General features: G+C 39.2%; 15 protein-coding genes and 1 pseudogene. 1 reads left to right on the top strand and 15 read right to left on the bottom strand.

Annotated features, from left to right (window positions below; translation table 11 throughout):
• Positions 1-17: 17 nt before the first annotated feature.
• The 7 genes from LQE94_RS10205 to LQE94_RS10175 form a co-directional block, all read right to left on the bottom strand.
• The gene (locus LQE94_RS10205; RefSeq protein WP_240577633.1) at positions 18-968 is read right to left on the bottom strand and encodes a hypothetical protein; all 951 of its coding nucleotides are present in this window, start codon (positions 966-968) and stop codon (positions 18-20) included.
• A gap of 17 nt (positions 969-985) precedes the next feature.
• Positions 986-1,702, bottom strand: coding sequence for a hypothetical protein (locus tag LQE94_RS10200; RefSeq protein ID WP_240577632.1), 717 nt, complete (start codon positions 1,700-1,702; stop codon positions 986-988).
• 27 nt (positions 1,703-1,729) lie between these two features.
• A complete protein-coding gene (locus LQE94_RS10195; RefSeq protein WP_240577631.1) occupies positions 1,730-2,776 on the bottom strand; it encodes a hypothetical protein in 1,047 nt (348 codons plus the stop codon).
• Positions 2,777-2,947: 171 nt separating this feature from the next.
• Complete coding sequence (locus tag LQE94_RS10190) at positions 2,948-5,422, bottom strand: hybrid sensor histidine kinase/response regulator (protein ID WP_240577630.1); 2,475 nt, start codon at positions 5,420-5,422, stop codon at positions 2,948-2,950.
• A gap of 136 nt (positions 5,423-5,558) precedes the next feature.
• A complete protein-coding gene (locus tag LQE94_RS10185; protein ID WP_240577629.1) occupies positions 5,559-6,728 on the bottom strand; it encodes a recombinase family protein in 1,170 nt (389 codons plus the stop codon).
• Positions 6,713-7,675 carry a recombinase family protein gene (locus LQE94_RS10180; protein WP_330638925.1) on the bottom strand — a complete coding sequence of 321 codons (963 nt, stop codon included), beginning with the start codon at positions 7,673-7,675 and terminating at the stop codon, positions 6,713-6,715. Before LQE94_RS10180 ends, LQE94_RS10185 begins: the two co-directional genes overlap by 16 nt.
• Positions 7,676-7,817: 142 nt before the next feature.
• A complete protein-coding gene (locus LQE94_RS10175) occupies positions 7,818-8,543 on the bottom strand; it encodes a nitroreductase family protein (RefSeq protein WP_240577628.1) in 726 nt (241 codons plus the stop codon).
• 370 nt (positions 8,544-8,913) lie between these two features.
• Here LQE94_RS10175 and LQE94_RS10170 point away from each other — a divergent pair, with 370 nt between their 5' ends.
• On the top strand, positions 8,914-9,759 hold the full coding sequence (locus LQE94_RS10170; protein ID WP_240577627.1) for a hypothetical protein: 846 nt from the start codon (positions 8,914-8,916) through the stop codon (positions 9,757-9,759).
• 734 nt (positions 9,760-10,493) lie between these two features.
• Here LQE94_RS10170 and LQE94_RS10165 read toward each other — a convergent pair.
• The 8 genes and pseudogenes from LQE94_RS10165 to LQE94_RS10130 form a co-directional block, all read right to left on the bottom strand.
• A complete protein-coding gene (locus LQE94_RS10165) occupies positions 10,494-11,447 on the bottom strand; it encodes a hypothetical protein (RefSeq protein WP_240577626.1) in 954 nt (317 codons plus the stop codon).
• A gap of 111 nt (positions 11,448-11,558) precedes the next feature.
• Positions 11,559-12,419: a hypothetical protein gene (locus LQE94_RS10160; RefSeq protein WP_240577625.1), complete on the bottom strand. Its 861-nt coding sequence runs from the start codon at positions 12,417-12,419 to the stop codon at positions 11,559-11,561.
• Between the two features lie 492 nt (positions 12,420-12,911).
• Complete coding sequence (locus LQE94_RS10155) at positions 12,912-13,925, bottom strand: hypothetical protein (RefSeq protein WP_240577624.1); 1,014 nt, start codon at positions 13,923-13,925, stop codon at positions 12,912-12,914.
• 10 nt (positions 13,926-13,935) lie between these two features.
• Positions 13,936-14,616 carry a PilZ domain-containing protein gene (locus LQE94_RS10150; RefSeq protein ID WP_118723479.1) on the bottom strand — a complete coding sequence of 227 codons (681 nt, stop codon included), beginning with the start codon at positions 14,614-14,616 and terminating at the stop codon, positions 13,936-13,938.
• Between the two features lie 110 nt (positions 14,617-14,726).
• Positions 14,727-15,341 (bottom strand): NUDIX domain-containing protein, encoded by a 615-nt coding sequence (locus LQE94_RS10145; protein WP_240577623.1) that lies wholly within the window; start codon positions 15,339-15,341, stop codon positions 14,727-14,729.
• A gap of 83 nt (positions 15,342-15,424) precedes the next feature.
• The gene (locus LQE94_RS10140) at positions 15,425-15,889 is read right to left on the bottom strand and encodes a prepilin peptidase (protein ID WP_240577622.1); all 465 of its coding nucleotides are present in this window, start codon (positions 15,887-15,889) and stop codon (positions 15,425-15,427) included.
• A 154-nt stretch (positions 15,890-16,043) separates the two neighbouring features.
• Positions 16,044-16,808 carry a transposase gene (locus LQE94_RS10135; protein WP_240577621.1) on the bottom strand — a complete coding sequence of 255 codons (765 nt, stop codon included), beginning with the start codon at positions 16,806-16,808 and terminating at the stop codon, positions 16,044-16,046.
• Positions 16,809-17,069: 261 nt separating this feature from the next.
• A pseudogene (locus LQE94_RS10130) lies at positions 17,070-17,297 on the bottom strand (Fur family transcriptional regulator); the annotation flags it as partial.
• Positions 17,298-17,459 lie beyond the last annotated feature (162 nt).

Raw genomic sequence — 17,459 nt, 5'->3', positions numbered from 1 at the left:
TTTTATCTAAGGTATAATCACTGTGCTTTTTGTGTTGCTGTAAATTGAATCATCTTTTCCATATCAGACCAGTTATCTGGTATTTTGGACTTATCCTTTATATAAAACGATATCAAAAAGTCCCCGGTTCCATTTGATTGGTCCATTTTAAATTTCAATTCGCCTTTTGCTAAATCCTTACTTGTAATAAGCTTCTGCGTTTCGAGTTTTTTTACAAAAAACTTATCAATCTCCAATACAGCAGGATTCCATGTCAGCACTGCATCCGCTGCTCCGCTTGAAATTGATATTCCATAATTAAAGCCATCGTATTGCATCGGCGTTCCTTCCGATTTATCTAAAAATATTCCTTCTGCTCTGAAAGTAACTTTTGATGCAGTTGTACACGGAACTAGTGTTGCCGCTAGAAATTGATTGTTTGTAAGTGCAACTTTATCCGGTATAGCAATGGCCGTAATTTGCAATGTATCGATTTCATTTCCCGGAAATGTAACAGTAAATACATCTTCGTTCGCTGTACGTCCAATCAATGTTTTCTTAATCTCACATACATTATTATCAGGTGTAATTGAAGTTGTGTCACTTTCTACTTTATATCCATTACCTGCACCATTTTTAAATTCTATCTTCATTGTATAGGTAATATCTTTCTGGCTTACGAGGCTTGTGTTTCCATTTGCATAATTGTATACATGTATTTTAAACGAAACCGATTCCTTTTTCTTCTCGTCCGTACCATATACAATATTTTTTGCAACATACGCATTTCCCGATGTTCCTGTCGTATAAAGCTGCAAATAATTTGATGTAAAACTGACTATCTCTGTATCTCTGTTTCGTGCTGTTCCTCTTTGATAGGCTTGTCTGGTGTATGCAGCATAAGTTGCGATCACTAACAAAAGCACACCGACTAAACAGATTCCCATCACAGCGGTTCTTTTTTTATTAGGTTTCTCTGATAGATTCATATCGTATTCCTTCATTATTATTCTGCAATCTTTGCCAATATGTAAAATATATCTGTTTCTTTTCTTGTCTCTGTCCAACTAACTTCACAGACATAATATGTTCTATATGTTTTTCCGTTTTTTATCGAATTTGTTTTGTTTGTAGCCAGCGGCTGACTTGAAAGCCAATATACAGGTTCTGCGTGTATCTGAACCTGGTCATTAGTAATACTTTCATAATTTTTGTCATGATAGGTATTATTCGCATATTTGTAATCGGATCCTGGCTTACCTGAATTAAGATTAAGGTAACTGCCATCTATTGCTGTCTTGTCGTACTTATATGTATGACCTTCATCTGTTATAGTTTCTGTTCCATTATCTGAAACTTTGTAAATATTAAATGTAAGTCCTTTTAAATTTGTCGTGTGCGCAATTTCTAACCAATGCTTATCTGCACTTGTCTGAACACAGAAGACCCTCTTCACAGTAACTTGATCTCCTGTTTTTTCATCTTCTGTATAATTCAGATCAATGGAACTCATCTCCGCTCCATCCGGACCTAAAATTGAAATATCGGATGGTTCTTTTATCGCTAATAATGTGCCCATATCTGACTGATAATAGAACCACGCACCAACTAACGCTGCAAATAAAATCAATACCAGAATTGTAGAAAACAATGTGTATCGAAATTTCTTTTTTTTCGCAGTTAAATTGTCCTTATCTTGCTTTTCTTTCGAATCATTACTCATTCTTCTAATTCCTTATTCTATTTTTACTTAATTCGCTTTTATTCCAACATAAATGTACTTTGCCTTCGTACCAATATACTCATCTGCCTTATTGTAATAGTTACTGCACTGTTCCAGCGTATCTTGTGCCATGTTCTTATTGATATCAGATTCAACCTGAATCTTACCGGATTCATCATAAAACAATTTATTTTGTATCGTTTCTACTGTTCTTTGACTATTGATAAATGTATTGATTCTGGCATAGTCACTGTCATCTGTCTGATTTGCCGCATCCGTGAACAAGTCTCCCTGCGTACTTTTCTGCGTATAAACATAATTTCGAAAATACTGCGGCCAGATCCAGTATATTGTCACTTTGTATGGAACATCTTTTTTGAAGAAACCATTCTTCGGTGCTTCTATCACGAAAGACTCATCCGCCTTCAGCCATTTTTGATATCCGTTTACATCGTCCAGCTGTTGAAAGAAAAGAATATGTCCCTGCATCAGATTCTGCAATGTCGTATCCTCTGACTTTACGGCTCTTTTATCCACATCCCCCTCGGTTGTATACACGTATCCATTTACATCAAATGAAACAGTAACCGACTTTACATTGTCTTTTTTAGGGATTATGTAAAACTCCAGTTTTCCATTCGCCCCCGGCAAAATACTCTCCTGCGAATCCAGATACCAGGCAAGACTTCCCGTTCCGACATGGTATGTTTGTTCCTTCTGAACTTCCATTCCATTCTCTATATAAGAAGCATATGTTCTCTCTGCTCCGGCACTGAGAATATTTTTTTTACTTTCATCTTTCAAATAAGAAGCTTCTGCCGTCTGACGTTTCCCAACGCTTGCAAGTTCAAATATTCGGTCATCCTGTGCCGATACACTTGTCCCGGTTGATGTTACCTTACTGTTCGACATAAACCACGCGATACCAAGTGCAATCACTGCAATCAATGCCACAAATGCAAATCCAAAACTTTGCTTTAGCTTTCTTTTGTTTACCGCAATCTCTTCCAGCAATTCATCGCTTGTTTTTTCCTTTATGGAATTGTCCTGCTTTCTTTGATTTCGCGTAGACAATGCTGCTCCTCCTTGTAAAATCATATAGATATTCAGTGTTATAATAACACAATTCTCTGGGGGATTCAACCGGGGAGATGAGACCAATGGGGACGGGGTTAGTGGCTTTTTTGCAAGCAAAAAAGCCACTAACCCCGTCCCCATTGGTCACCATTTGTCCCCCTTGATCCTCTACAGCCACTGTTTTAAGACATCATTTAACTTATTCATATCAAGCGGTTTTGCGATATGTTCGTTCATCCCCGTATTTTTTGCCAGCTGTACATCCTCGGCAAATGCATTTGCCGTCATGGCGATGATTGGCACTTTTCCTCTGGCCCCCGGAAGTGAACGGATTGCCGCAGTTGCTTCATAGCCATTCATAATCGGCATCTGGATATCCATAAATGCGAGATCATACTCATTTTCAGGAGCATTCATGACCTTTTCGACCGCAATTTTTCCATTTTCGGCGACATCGATCTCTGCACCTGTCATCCCCAGAATCTCTGCAGCAATCTCGCGATTCAGTTCGTTGTCTTCTACAATAAGAATCCTTTTTCCTGTATAATCTACCTTAGCAAATTCCTCAAGATAATCGCGTGCGTTTTTCTCTTTCTTCTCTGAGGTGAATTGCCGCAAGGCGGCTGTCAAACGCGAACGGAATAATGGTTTTGCTATAAATGCATCTACTCCTGCCGCTCTTGCATCTTCTTCAATCTCACTAAATTCAAAGGATGTGAGAATGATGATCGTAACTTCTTTTCCTATCCGCTCCCGAATCTTTCTGGCTGTCTCAATGCCATCCATTTCCGGCATCTTCCAATCCAGAATCACTGCGAAATAATCGCTGTTCATTTCATGACGTGCATAGCAGCGTTCCACAGCTTCTTTCCCTGTAAGTACCCATTCGCCTTCTATCCCTATATCCTTAAGTGTTGCAATCGTACTTTCGCAACAGGTCTTGTCATCATCTACAACCAGAACCGGCAGATTGATCAGTTCTTTTTCCTGCTCTTTTCTACTCTCCTGGAGTTTTAAATAAATCGTTACCGTGATTTTTGTTCCTTTGTTTAAAGTACTGTCAACTGTAATATTTCCATTCATCAGGTTGATAATATTTCTGGCGATTGCCATGCCCAGACCCGTGCCTTGAACTTTCGTTGTCCTATGATCATCCGCACGGCTGAAAGGTTCAAACATAATCTTTTGGTATTCGGAAGTCATTCCTATTCCGTTATCCTCGATGGAGAACTCATAGCATCCAAGTTCTGAAAATCCATTTGGCTTTTCTTTAATAGAAAATGTAATATTTCCTCTATCCGGTGTGTACTTGACAGCATTACTCATCAGATTAACAAACACTTGCTGGATTCTTAAGCTGTCACCACAGACTGCTTCGTGTTCAATGTGTTCGATATGCACTTCGAAATTGTGTCCGTGCTCGTCTATTCCCGGCTTTGTAAGTGTGACCAAATTGTCAACCAGCTCTGACAAATTGAAATCTTCCTCCGCAAGAGACATTTTCCCGCTTTCGATTCGTGCCATATCTAGAACTTCATTGATTAGTCCCAATAAATGACGGCTCGACTTTGTGATTTTGCCAAGGCATTCTATCACTTTATCCTGATTTTCAATATTTGCCCCTGCAATGGCAGTCAAACCGATAATTGCATTCATCGGTGTCCGAATGTCGTGAGACATATTTGAGAGAAAATCTGTCTTGGCGCGGCTTGCATTTTCTGCGGTCTGATATGCCTCCTTCAATGCCTTGTGCGATTCGATTTCCGCCTTTTTCTCTTGAGATACGTCCATAGATGCCAATAGAACCTTCGCCAGTTTTGTACCTTTCCACTCTAATGGAATGAAAGACGCAATTTTATAAGTATTTTCATCCAACGAACAATACTCAAATTTATAAATGTCTCTTTCATCTGTCAGATTCTTCCGTAGATTTTCTGAAGACAGCAGAACCTCTATCGGTTCCAATGGTTCCAGCGTCTTATATTTTGCAGCCACCTGCCCCGCAAAATCGTGATACGTTCCAGATGGTTTGTATATCATTTCCCCCTGCAGATTATAAAATTTGTATTGATCTTCTTCCAGATTACAGACTACAAAACGGTCTACCAGACGCACCATACTCTTGATTAAGAGTTCCATGGATGCATTGTCAGATGCCATCTGCATTCGTCTCATCGTCTCAGCTTTTGACTCTGTGATATCTCTCAGAAAAATCATTGCGTATTCGGAATCTTCAATCTCGCCACGCATGACGACGTTGCGGACCCATCGTTCTTCCCCATTCAAAATGATACGACATTCCTGGCACAACTCCGTCTCAAGCCCTTTTAATTTTTCTGTGATGTATGAACGATTGTAGAAATCCGTTACCGTCTTTTTATCTTCTTCGATAACATAATTATCTACAAAAAACGTAACCAGTTCATCCCATGTATGACTCTGCTCAAAAGCCGTCATCAAGGAAGATTCCACTTTAATTGTATCAAATGTATTTTTTTCAAGATTTACATAGTATTCACAGAGGTTTGCGCTTGTGAACGCATGGTGAAAGGCTGCCAACTTCTGTGCCTGCATCACCGCAAATGCATTATCTCCCTGCTTCATTTCATCGGAAGAATATATTTCATCTGTATATTTATTCATAAAACTTATTTTTATCCTCTCATATTTTCAATGTCATCAGGGACGGGGGTTTCTGGCTTTTTTCACCTTCCTAATTTTTATCCTGCGAGGTCAAAAAAAGCCAGAAAACCCCGTCCCCATCGGCTCTCCCATCGGCTCACTGAAATATAAGCCTGCCGTCTTTTTCTACTGTAATCGACTCCACCATTTCACCAAAGCGTACTTCATCAAATTCGGCAAGCCCCAATACTTCTGCACTGGCCTTCATCAACATTTCTTCTTTTATGTTTTTGCCGTCACATCGTCTGTACTTCTCTGCTTTTTTTCCGGCACACACCCAGGTCGGACACTTTCCTGCGTTTTTGCCTGTATTCCAGAGTTGTCTTGTATAATGTCTGCCGCAACACCCACAAATCACTTTCTTTGTAAATGGGTATTTCTTCCCCGTGCGATTATACGGAAATTTTCCCGCTTCTTTATTATAAGCAAATTTTTCCTGCACTTTTTGAAATGTCTCCATATCGATGATTGCTTCATGTGTTTTTTGGACGAAATATTGTGGAAGTTCGCCATTATTCATCTTTTTCTTTTTGGAAATTGGGTCTTGGATAAATGTTTTTTGAAGCAGTGTATTTCCCGTATATGTTATATTTCTTAATATCCGACTGATAGTGCTTGTTGAAAATGGCTTTGCATTTATTGTAGTAACACCTTTCTCCGTCAATCTATCTACTATTTTCATATGAGAATATCCCGCCAGAAAATCAGCAAATATCTGTTTTACCACCTCTGCTTCTTCTGGAATGAGCACCATCCGTTCGCCTGCCCATTGATACCCAAATGTTCTTCTTTTTGTATTTCCAATCCCCTGCTCAAATCTTTTTCGTATTGCCCATTTTTCGTTTTCGCTGATGGATTCACTCTCCGCCTGTGCAATGGCTGCCATCAAAGTCAGCATTAATTCGCCTTCTTCTGTCATCGAGTCTATTTTCTGTTCTTCAAACCATACGGAAATGTTTTGGTTTTTCAACTGTCTCACTACACGCAGCAAATCTACTGTATTACGCGAAAAACGGCTTACTGATTTCACAAGAATTTTGTTTATTTTCCCTGCCTCACAATCCTTCATCATCTCGCAAAATCCTGCCCGCTGTCTGATTCTTGTCCCGGAAATGCCTTTGTCCGCATAGATTCCCGCAAATTTCCAATCCGATTCGTTCTCTATCATTTGCTGATAATATTCTTTCTGTGCCTGTAAGGAATGTTTCATTTGGGCTGACTCGACAGAAACCCGCACGTAAGCCGCAACCTTTAATTCCTCTGCCATCTTCCATACCCCGTTTCCGCACGTCGCCGCAACTCCCTTTGTACCTCATCAAATATTTCCGGCTCAATTATTGCCTCATGATTCCCCGCCACATAATATTGCGGAACTTCCCCCTCATTTTTACGCATTTTTCTATCCAGAAAATTTCTCGAATACCTTTTTTGAAGCAACGCATCACCACGATATTTTTCATTTTGCAAAATATTTTTCACCGTACGGTCCCGCCATATTTCCTTTCCATATGGCGTAGGAATCTTACGCCACGTCAATTCTGCCGCAATCCGATAAAATGAATTTCCGTCCAGAAACATTTTGTAAATCATACGCACCGTTTCCGCCTGCTTAGAGTTCACCTTCAATTCGCCATTTTCTCCCCTATCATATCCCAGAAAATGACGATACGGGACAAAAACTTTGCCGTCCTGAAAAGCTTTTCTCATCCCCCACCTTGTATTTTCGGAAATGCTTCTGCTTTCTTCCTGAGCCAACGAACTCATAATTGTAATCAAAAGCTCGCCTTTTGCATCAAATGTCCAAATATTTTCTTTTTCAAAATAAATTTCAACTCCATGCTCCTTCAATTCCCTTATCGCCGAAAGACTGTCCACCGTATTTCGTGCGAATCTGCTGACCGATTTCGTCACGATCAAGTCAAATTTCCCCGCCAATGCATCCTGCATCATCTGCAAAAAAGCCACCCTCTTTTGAGTGGACGTACCCGTAACTCCCTCATCCGCATATATTCCTGCGAAAATCCAATCCGGCTGTTTTTCAATATAACGCGTGTAATATTGTATCTGTGCTTCATAGCTCGTCTGCTGACATTCACGATTCGTACTCACCCGTGCATATGCCGCAACCCGGCGGTTTATCTTTCCCCCAGCCATTCCCGATTCCTGTTCTACCCTCGCCGGAATAATTGTCACTTGTTTTTTCATGTTTGTCATATGCTCCTCCTTTTGACGGAGCTGGACAGGTGTCAATGGGGACGGGGTTTTCTGGCTTTTTTCGCAAAGCAAAAAAAAACAGAAAACCCCGTCCCCAATTGGTCCACTAACCCCGTCCCTAACCGGCTCTCTGTCCAGCTTCTCATCTAAACTGTTCTAAATATTCTGTTACTGATTTGCTCATCTCCTTTGAAAAGTCTGAATTATACTTTCGATTACAAAATGCACTGCACCACTCTTCATAGGTGCTGTTTTTACACTTATATGCAAACATCTCCCGTAATTCATCCCCATCCATAGTACGATATGTATTCTCATGCACAATATGTTTCTGTTCACATCGTTCTGGCTTTTTACGTTCCATCTGTTGCTTCGTCGGCCATCCAAATACTATCATAACTGCAGGAAATACATATTCTGGCAATTGCAAGAGTTTTCTCTGCTCTTCGCAATTCTCCATAATATCTCCAATATAGCAGGAACCAATGTCAAAACTTTCTGCCGCCACCACTGCATTCTGTGCCGCAATGGCTGTATCTGTTACCGCGAGCATCAAATCTCCTATGTCCGGTTTTCTCGGTTTGCACCCTGCTTCCAAATAAGCATCATACCACTTCTTACAATCCGCACAGAACACCAGAACCATCGGTGCCTTTGCAATAAATGGCTGATGGTCGCAGCTTTCTGCAAGTGCTTCTTTTAAATTTTGATCTGTAATATCCAAAATCGTATATAACTGCTGACATCCTGCTGTCGGAGCCTGCATAGCCGCCTCCAAAATCACATTCTTCATCTCGTTTGGGATTGCTTTGTCTTCAAATACTCTCACTGATTTTCTGTTGTATAAACTTTCTATAATTTCATTCATTTTTTACTATACCGCCTTCCTTTTGCATTACTTTCTGTCTTGTAAATCTCATATCTTTCATTATAAATGTTGATACTTGCAAGTGCAAGATGGGTTTCTTAGTGATGATTTGGAGAATGCGTTGCTGGTCACAGGTACTGTGGACAGTAACGAGATTTTGGGAATTAGTTCAAGTCGAGCAGCCGCGAGACTTGGCGCGTGATTCTGGTCAGCGTAAGCTGACACATTCTTTACAAAATCACTGCGCATCCTCGCGGAGCGTTTATCTCAGTCGGAGATTGGACTCCCACTGAGACAAATTTGCTGTTACTCACCACCTGAAAGAGGTGGGAGTCTTCTCGACTGAGATAATACCATAACAAAGGTTGCCATGGTATGCGTTGCCGCTGTAGCGCTTGGATCAAGTACGTATGCTTGGTTTGTGAACAACACGAGAGTTACAGCAGGAGAGTTTAGCGCTACTGCAACAACATCAAATGCCCTTGAAATATCCGATAATGGAAATACATGGCTTACATCCATTGATTTAAGAACAAATATGGACACATGGGCACCTGTATCTACAACAGATATGACTTTGTTTGCTAAAGACACTACATGGGGTAAAAGTAACAACAATAAGGGTAATGTAGTTACTGCTTGGGAAGATGCAACACCTAACATACATTACTATACAAAAACATTCTATTTAAAAGCAAATCAGGATTGTAGAGTACAGCTTGATGCTAACACAACATTAAAAGAGACTACAGCAAATGCAAATGGTATTTTAAATGCAATGAGAATCGGTTTTGTATCTGGTGAAGAGAAAGTAGTTTATCAGGTTGCTGATACAAGTTTTACTTCTGTTGCATCAAGTAGAGATACAACAGAAGATACAACTGCTGTTGATGGTATTACTAAAGCTATTAAAGGAACAAAAGGTACTTCTGGTAATACATATGCAGTTGCTGCAACTGAATTTACAAGAAATGCAACAATCACAACTAACGGTAGTACAGGTGTAACAACTGCCAGTGATGCTATTATTACTCCATCTACTGATAATTCCACTCTTGGAGCAGCTAATAATAATTATGTCGTTGACCTTACTGCAAATACAGCAAAAGAAATAACGGTTTATATCTGGCTAGAAGGTTGCGATTTTGACTGTGTCAGCTCAATTGCAGAAGGTTCTATTTCTACAACTCTTGAATTCCAAGCTTGTGCTAAATAATCAAATCAATATTTAAGAAAAGATATTATTCATACAAAAATCCCCCAGATGGTTGTGGCATCTGGGGGATTTTCTTTTCCATAAATTTCTAACTATTATCTACTATTATACTCTTTTTCAGTATATCTAATAAATCTAAAAAATGTCTCCCCTGGGGCACATCGGTGAGAGGTGTGGGGAGTCCTGTTGATATTATTATATGTGTAATAAACAAAAAATTCAATGTGAAAAATAACAAATAAAACAAGACCCCTGCAGAAACAAAGCTCTTACTAAGCGTTTTCGTTCAATTCAAAAAAATCTATTCGGCTTGTGGTTACCGTATAGCCCACAGTCTGGTTCTACAATCGGCTGAAATCGAACCAGTCAATTGCTTCGTCACCACGATAGCTGGTCATTGCTAATACACTGTATGAGCACACTCAATTAAGAAATACTAAAAATTGCTCTACTCGATTACAAAAATGTAATCGATACTATATAATATGCGTTACAAAGAAGGCAATAAACTATGGCAAATGAATATATGAGAGAAATTAGAAATTGAGTTAAATCTTCTGAGGATGGGACTATTTTTGCTGCGTCTGACTTTGCGAATATTGCCGACGCAAATACAATTCGACAGAGCATGTAGCTGCTTGTAAATGATGGTTGTATATACAGAATATGTAGCTATGGGGAAATCGTAGAAAAAGAAAAGCCATGGCTCGTGCCATGACCTTCTGAAAATCGTATTATTTTGCTACACCAGCCAGACTAAGTGTGACATTATATGTAGATGGATCATCTTCATTTGAATTATTAACGCAATCTGCATCAGTTCCTTCTAACCAAACATAGACGCGCATAATCACGCCGTCATAATCTACATCTGTTACAAGCGGAGATGCATTAGTAGTTGGTGCCATATAGTTATCGCCTACTTTAGTTGCGGCATAATCATGCTGTAAGGAATTACTGTCAATCCATGTATAAGTATTTTCATATACATGAGGATAAGACACCAGTGCTAAGGTGGTGGCATCTTTTACATAAGTCCAGCCGTCAATAGCTGTCGCATCATTTCCTTTTCCAGTTTCATTCTTTGGCGCATAGACAAGAACCAGTTCTTCATTTCCAATCGGAGTCGTTCCGTTCAAATTCTGAATTGTAATACCAACCCGCATAGAATCAGGAATAACATCAGAAGTTGAAGTCCCATTCGGTGTTACCTGAATTGCTCCGCTAGGTTCAGATCCATTTAAATAAACATCACAAAGACCAGTTTCTGTGATCGTATATAAAATATATTCACTTTTTATATATGCATAATGGTCTGTATCTACCGTATATTTTCCATTTGCATCCAAATCATCCCTTTTTTCATAAGAATGTACTTTTCCATCCTGTCCCCATCCGAGACAGGTATACCAATTCTTCACATCGTTGGTGGATGAAGGACTGATCCTGTGTCCGTCTGTAATTGATACAAGCGACTGATTATCACCATACTGTGCACCTTCTGATAATTTGGCAATTTGTAACACGAAACTATTTGCTTTTGCAGAAATCGTGGAAGTTGTCGCCTGCACAGTATTGTTGGATACGTACCAGGCATAGGTTGCCGAAGTTAATGCAAATGCGGATAAAAATGCTCCACTGGCAGCTACTATCAATTGTCTTTTTAATCTTTTTACTGAATCACTCAAATTTTTTATCTCCTCCCTGCTTATGCATTGGGCATATCAAAAGAAAGAAGTCTTCTTCTACCCTTTGATATGCTCCCCACGCCACAACCGTGGGAAACATGAGTTTTTTAATTAACTGTTCTGTGCATCAGCTGTGAATGTAACTGTAATTCTAGAAGATGCTGCATTTAAATTCGGCAAATTATTAGAATAAATCTGAGAATCGTTACCGTCATAGTATACATACACAGTAACCAAAGTATCTGCATCATGTGTTACAGTCTGCGTATTTGATTTGTCAGTTGCACCAAATAAACCAACATTTTCCTGACCTTTTGTACGACCTTCGGAATCAAGAATAGCACCTGTCTTATCGCATACAACCCAATTATTGCCACAAACAACAAGAACTCTTAATGCATTATCAAGGTTTGTATTTCCCTGGTCATTTTTAGTAGTGTCACCATCAGGACGAGCTGACTGAATCTGAGCTCCTGAAACTTTCAGATTAGCAAGATCAGTACCTTTAGAACTAATGTTGAATACATTTGCAATTGCATAATCAGCATTAGCTGCAACAGTTGGAGTACCTACAGATTTTAAAGAGGTAGGATCCATAGTATATCCATCAGCTGTTGGTTTCGTACCATAAGCCGTTTCAAACTGGTATACTAAATTTCCAACGCCTTCTGTTCCTGTTTTCTTTCCAGTATTATCAAAGTTATTTGCCCACTGTGCTGGATAAAGTGCCTCACTATTAATTGTTGCCACGTCAGCAGTTAAATCAGATGTGGTAGCTGTAGCATTATATTTAATCTTCATGAATGCAGCATTTGACTGTGCACTGATTGTACTTGTCGTTGCAGTTACCTTATTATTCGTTACAAACCAAGCATATGTACTTGATCCCAGCGCTACAGCGGCAACGCATACCATGGCAATGGCTGCAGCGAGCTGTTTTTTCAGCGCTTTTACATTTTTTGATTCATTCATATTTTTCCTCCCATTCGTATTTTACAACAGAACATCCTCTCTTATTGAGATATTGGATTTCATATATCACCATCCAAATTTTTCTAAGATAGCTTTTGTATCATCAATAGTTCTCTACTCTCCTGTTATCAAATCGTACTCTCACCGGGCCCGGTGGAAAGAGTTTCTCCGTCACCTTTACCGGTGAGGATCCCATCTCATAACAGGTATGTATTTTTATCTCAGTCGAGAAGACTCCCACCTCTTTCAGGTGGTGAGTAACAGCAAATTTATCTCAGTGGGAGTCCAATCTCCGACTGAGATAAACTCTCCGCGAGGATGCGCAGTGATTCTGTAAAGAATGTGTCAGCTTACGCTGACCAGAATCACGCGCCAAGTCTCGCGGCTGCTCGACTTGAATGTATTTCATCCTTTTTTTCTGTTGTACTTTGCGTCATGTTATGAATTTTATTTATATAAGCAGTTGTTGTGGTACTGTTTATACCTAGATTATCATTTGTTTCTCCGATTCTCCCAAGTGATGTCGCGGTCTGAGTAATAACTGTCGTTCGGAGCTTCATTTCCTGCTGCATTGATTGGCTTGTCCCCACTCAATGTGTCTTTGATGTCTTTTACAAATTTCCATACCAGACTTGTGTTGTCGTCTGTATCCGAATCTATATGCATGCTAAATTGCACGCTTCCACCGATGATGGAATCTACGCATTCTGGATCATCACCTTCCATCCAGATAACAATTGTGTATCTGTCTACATTTCCTACCAGAAAATTTTCTTCATGATAGCTGCAGACAACATCTTTTGATTTGAAGTTCACGCAGCCTTTTTCTGCTGATCCGTCTTTTGCGGGTTCAGCATATACGACGCGCTTTCCATTTCTCCACACTGCAACGCGCACTGCTTCTTCAGCACCTTTTGCACATGAATCCAGTGTGATTTTTGCGATGTATCCTAAATCTTCTTTTCCTGCATTTCTTACATAATAGGTGTAAGCCATGTAGTTTTTTCCGTTATGGCTGCCGGCTTCTCCATCTAAGTTGTCTGGAATATCGTCTATCGAAATATTTGTTGCATCTTTTACTGAACTGGCTGTAAGTCTTGCAGTTGCATCGTTGAATTCTCCGGTCTCGGAAATGCTGATTCCTCTTCGATATAATTCCAAACGGTTCAAGTTGATGGTGAAGTTTCCCATCTTTTCCTGTGAAAATGCAATGATGAACAGGACAGCTACTATGAGCAGCATTCCTATCAATACTAAGTTGAGCTTGTCCATTCTCAGAAGTGCGGCGCCGATTCTCTTTGGTTTTCTGTGTGGCACGTACATGCTGACGATTGTTTCCGGATCAATGTCTTCTCCTGATTTTTCCAGCATTTCTTCTAATTCTTGAATACGGACAATCTGATCGTTTGCTTTTTTTCTTTTTTTCTTGTTCTTTTGTTTTTTGTTTTTCTTTTCTACCTTTTCGATATTATCGGTATTGTCGTTTTTATCTTTTTTCCACTTCATTCTACGCTACTCACAGCTTATATCTTTTCTTTACATAAGCTACATATTCTTGCATTTTTACTTTTTCATCTGTATTTGCAAATCTTAACTGAATACCTGTAACAAAGCGGAATGGTCCGCCTTTTGGCATCTCTCTCTCCCAGCAGATAACGCCAACGACTTCTCTTGATGGCATCCCTTCGGAAGCATTTCCCAAACGAGGAAGTGTAAAAATACAGGTTTCTCCGACTTCAAACCAGCGATTCATATAGACCGCAAGACCATTGTTTGAAATATCCATCGTCTCGCCGGATTCTTGTTCTATCTCACCTTGTGAGTTTAATTCCCAGGTGTCTTGCATGAATTTGACCGGAAGCTCAACTTTCATACGAACATCGATACGTTTTACAAATTGTCGGTTTTCAGTTACTCTTCGAATCTTCCAATAACGACGGATTCCTTCTTTTATTACATCGTCAACGTAACCTGCAATGATGCGGGTTTCTTCTCCTTCTTCGTAGCGGAATAAGAATTTTTGACTTTCATCTGCCTGTAGTGGCTTTCCATCTAACATTGGAATCGATACAAGAAATGCTGATTCGTCGAGTTCTTTATTAAATGTACTTAGCATATTGAATACCGGCTCCTGGCCTACTGCTGCATCTTTTGCAAGCTGCATCTTCGTCCCGCGCTTGATATCTAATGTTCCCATTCTGTGTTTTGTCTCCTCTGGTTCTGTCTTGAATTATATTTTTTCATTGAATATCTTACCATATGAATTGTGAGAAGTCTATCATTTGTTCACAGAGTGTTCACTATTTTTTACATCTTTTTCCAGCTCTTAAGCTTCCATATTGCATATCCGATAATCAGTGCATGGTCAAACGCCAGGCCGTCATTTTCCAGAATTCTCAGTTCTGACTCTGGAATCCATTTTTTCTTTTCTTCGTGAAGAACCGCTTTTAGTTCTTCTTTGTCTGACTGTAATTTCAGCACCCAGTTTTTATTTTCATTCTGCTTCATCGATACTGCAAACCATTTTGCATCACTGGCGTCATCTCCTGCTTTGATGGTATATTTTTCTGCATCTATCAGTGCTATATAGCTTGCGGATATTACTCGGTAACGAGGGTCTCTGTCGACTGTACTTGTAGTTCGAAGCTGCTCTAAGAATTCGCAATCCACGCCTGTCTCTTCCAGTAATTCCCTCCGCGCGGCCTCCTCGATTGTTTCATCGATACCGACAAAACCTCCCGGAAGAGCAAACGCATTTTTATAAGGATGTTTTCCTCTCTTAACCAGCAAAAGTTTTAATTCTCCTGAGTCAACATTTTCCATATTGCATGTTGAAAAAATTACGATATCTGCTGCCACTGAAGGTTTTTGATACTTCGATGCGTCGTATTTCTTTAAAAATTCCTTTTCTGTTTCTTCCATATATATACCGCCTTTCTGAGCATTTTTGATGGTATTTACCAATCACATCTTTTCTATACTGTAACACAAATATTTTGTTCTGTTCAATGCTGGATTTTTAAATACCACGAAACAATCTCATTCCCCCAAAAAGTAGCTATCGACAGCCCTATTGCAAGGAATGGTCCGAAAGCGAACTGATCTTTTCTATCTCGTTTTCTGTTTTTTAGCATGATAATCCCATAAACGCTTCCTGCTATGATTGCCAGGTTCATTGCACATAGAATGGAGCTCGTACCTAAAAAAAATCCTGATGCGGCCATTAGTTTGATGTCTCCGCCGCCGAAGCCCCCTGGAATCAGTAAGGTCAGCAATAGCATTGGGACGGACACAGCCAGCATGCCGATTAATCTGTCTGTTATTCTGTATTCTGATATGAGAAGCATTTGCACAATTGCAAGGGAAAAGATAATGATATGAAATTTGTTGCGGATTATTCGGGTTTTATAATCCTGCCAGGCTACACATAGCAAGATTATTACATAGATTACATTTATTATAGTGCTCATATTATACTCTCCGGGAGTGCCGTTGGGGACGGGGTTTCTGGCTTTTTGAACCATTGGGGACGGGGTTTTCTGGCTTTTTTTGGCTTTTTTTAGAACAATTTCGAAGGTGCTGGTGTTAGAATAAGCCGTTAGGAAGAGCCACTAAACCCCGTCCCTAAATGGTCCTTTCTCGTATTGCATTATTTATTGCAGTTCTGGAAATTCCCGTCAAACGGCTGAGCTGACGTATGGGAATGCCTATATAATGCAACTTTTGTAAGTATTGATTTCGCAGGGTTCGATCAAGATGTTGAAAATCAGATGCGGATTTGCAAGACGTTTTCTCATGAATTATTTCTAATGCTTCCGTGTCAGAAAGCCGTGATAAAGAATTATATTCCATGCATTTTTCATCAGAAATATATTGTAAATATTCTATGCATTTTTCATTACTTTGAAATAAATTTATCGCTTTGTCTATATCTACAAACGAAGATTGTGAGATTGCATAATCGTAATAACTGCTCCATCTATAAGTTCCAATAGCAGTTTCCAGTCCCGCATGAAGCGGATTTTGATGAATATAGCGAAATACCGTTCGAAAATATCCTTCATCGTTTATCGGTTCGCTTTTATACCTGTCTTGAAACAAATATCCGATGCGTTTATATTTTCGATTGTACCATTTAACAAATTTCACCTCTATCCTTTTCATGATTGTTTCTAATTCGGTGGTTGTTTGTTCCATTAATAAGTGAACATGATTGTCCATCAAACAATATGCATACAATTTGAATTCACATACTTCTTTGTATTTTTTTAATATACGGATAAATTGCAAATAATCCTCATTTTCTTCAAAAATGATTTGCTTGTTGACACCTCGCAAAATGACGTGGTAAATGCCAAATCTACTTTTTTCTCTTGGTTTTCTCGGCATAAGTTTTCCTTTCTTTATTATATTGTTTTACTTTTTGGAATTTTTTGATTTTTATTAATAGAATCGTTTTGAATAAAAATTTGATTTTTGATTTTAGAATAATCTATGATTTCAACTCGGAAGACTTTTCTTAAGTAGCTATAAAATATCATAAAGAGAAAGATTTTACAACCGCTTCTGTAAAATCTTTCTCTTTTTTCTTTTGTTCTATGGAAATGTTATGTTATGTGCCATTAAACTCCGTCCCTAAATGGTTGCTTCTACCAGATAAATGTTTTTCCTCGTGATTGCACCAATCTCTTCTAATGAATTTACCATTCGATAGACTGTTGCCATTCCGATTCCCGGATCTAGTTTAGAAGCTTTGTAATGGATTTCTTTACATGAAGAGCAGTCGCCCTCCAAAATAATATCAAGAATCGTCAGTCTCTGTTTTGTTATACGGCATCCACGTGCTCTCAACTTCTGAATTATTTCTTCTCTGTTCATATCTGACAATCCTTTCTTTTTTATTTGCATATTTATTATTTTATAAGTTTCATACCTATTTGGCCGGTTTAAAACTCTGAAGAGACATCCATTGGCCAGTACAAAGAGCCACTAAACTCCGTCCCCAATGGTCACCCGAAGAGCCACTAACCCCGTCCCCAA

Source organism: Mediterraneibacter sp. NSJ-151 (assembly GCF_022487435.1).
Lineage (GTDB): Bacteria > Bacillota > Clostridia > Lachnospirales > Lachnospiraceae > Schaedlerella > Schaedlerella hominis.
This window is presented reverse-complemented; position numbering and strand designations above follow the sequence as displayed.

Bases quoted from the DNA above. Each gene is read 5' to 3' on its own strand.
- LQE94_RS10205 (WP_240577633.1), bottom strand. From the start codon at position 968: ATGAATCTATCAGAGAAACCTAATAAAAAAAGAACCGCTGTGATGGGA.
- LQE94_RS10175 (WP_240577628.1), bottom strand. From the start codon at position 8,543: ATGAATGAAATTATAGAAAGTTTATACAACAGAAAATCAGTGAGAGTA.
- LQE94_RS10190 (WP_240577630.1), bottom strand. From the start codon at position 5,422: ATGAATAAATATACAGATGAAATATATTCTTCCGATGAAATGAAGCAG.
- LQE94_RS10160 (WP_240577625.1), bottom strand. From the start codon at position 12,419: ATGAATGAATCAAAAAATGTAAAAGCGCTGAAAAAACAGCTCGCTGCA.
- LQE94_RS10180 (WP_330638925.1), bottom strand. From the start codon at position 7,675: ATGACAAACATGAAAAAACAAGTGACAATTATTCCGGCGAGGGTAGAA.
- LQE94_RS10155 (WP_240577624.1), bottom strand. From the start codon at position 13,925: ATGAAGTGGAAAAAAGATAAAAACGACAATACCGATAATATCGAAAAG.
- LQE94_RS10145 (WP_240577623.1), bottom strand. From the start codon at position 15,341: ATGGAAGAAACAGAAAAGGAATTTTTAAAGAAATACGACGCATCGAAG.
- LQE94_RS10170 (WP_240577627.1), top strand. From the start codon at position 8,914: ATGGTATGCGTTGCCGCTGTAGCGCTTGGATCAAGTACGTATGCTTGG.
- LQE94_RS10185 (WP_240577629.1), bottom strand. From the start codon at position 6,728: ATGGCAGAGGAATTAAAGGTTGCGGCTTACGTGCGGGTTTCTGTCGAG.
- LQE94_RS10135 (WP_240577621.1), bottom strand. From the start codon at position 16,808: ATGCCGAGAAAACCAAGAGAAAAAAGTAGATTTGGCATTTACCACGTC.
- LQE94_RS10200 (WP_240577632.1), bottom strand. From the start codon at position 1,702: ATGAGTAATGATTCGAAAGAAAAGCAAGATAAGGACAATTTAACTGCG.
- LQE94_RS10140 (WP_240577622.1), bottom strand. From the start codon at position 15,889: ATGAGCACTATAATAAATGTAATCTATGTAATAATCTTGCTATGTGTA.
- LQE94_RS10150 (WP_118723479.1), bottom strand. From the start codon at position 14,616: ATGGGAACATTAGATATCAAGCGCGGGACGAAGATGCAGCTTGCAAAA.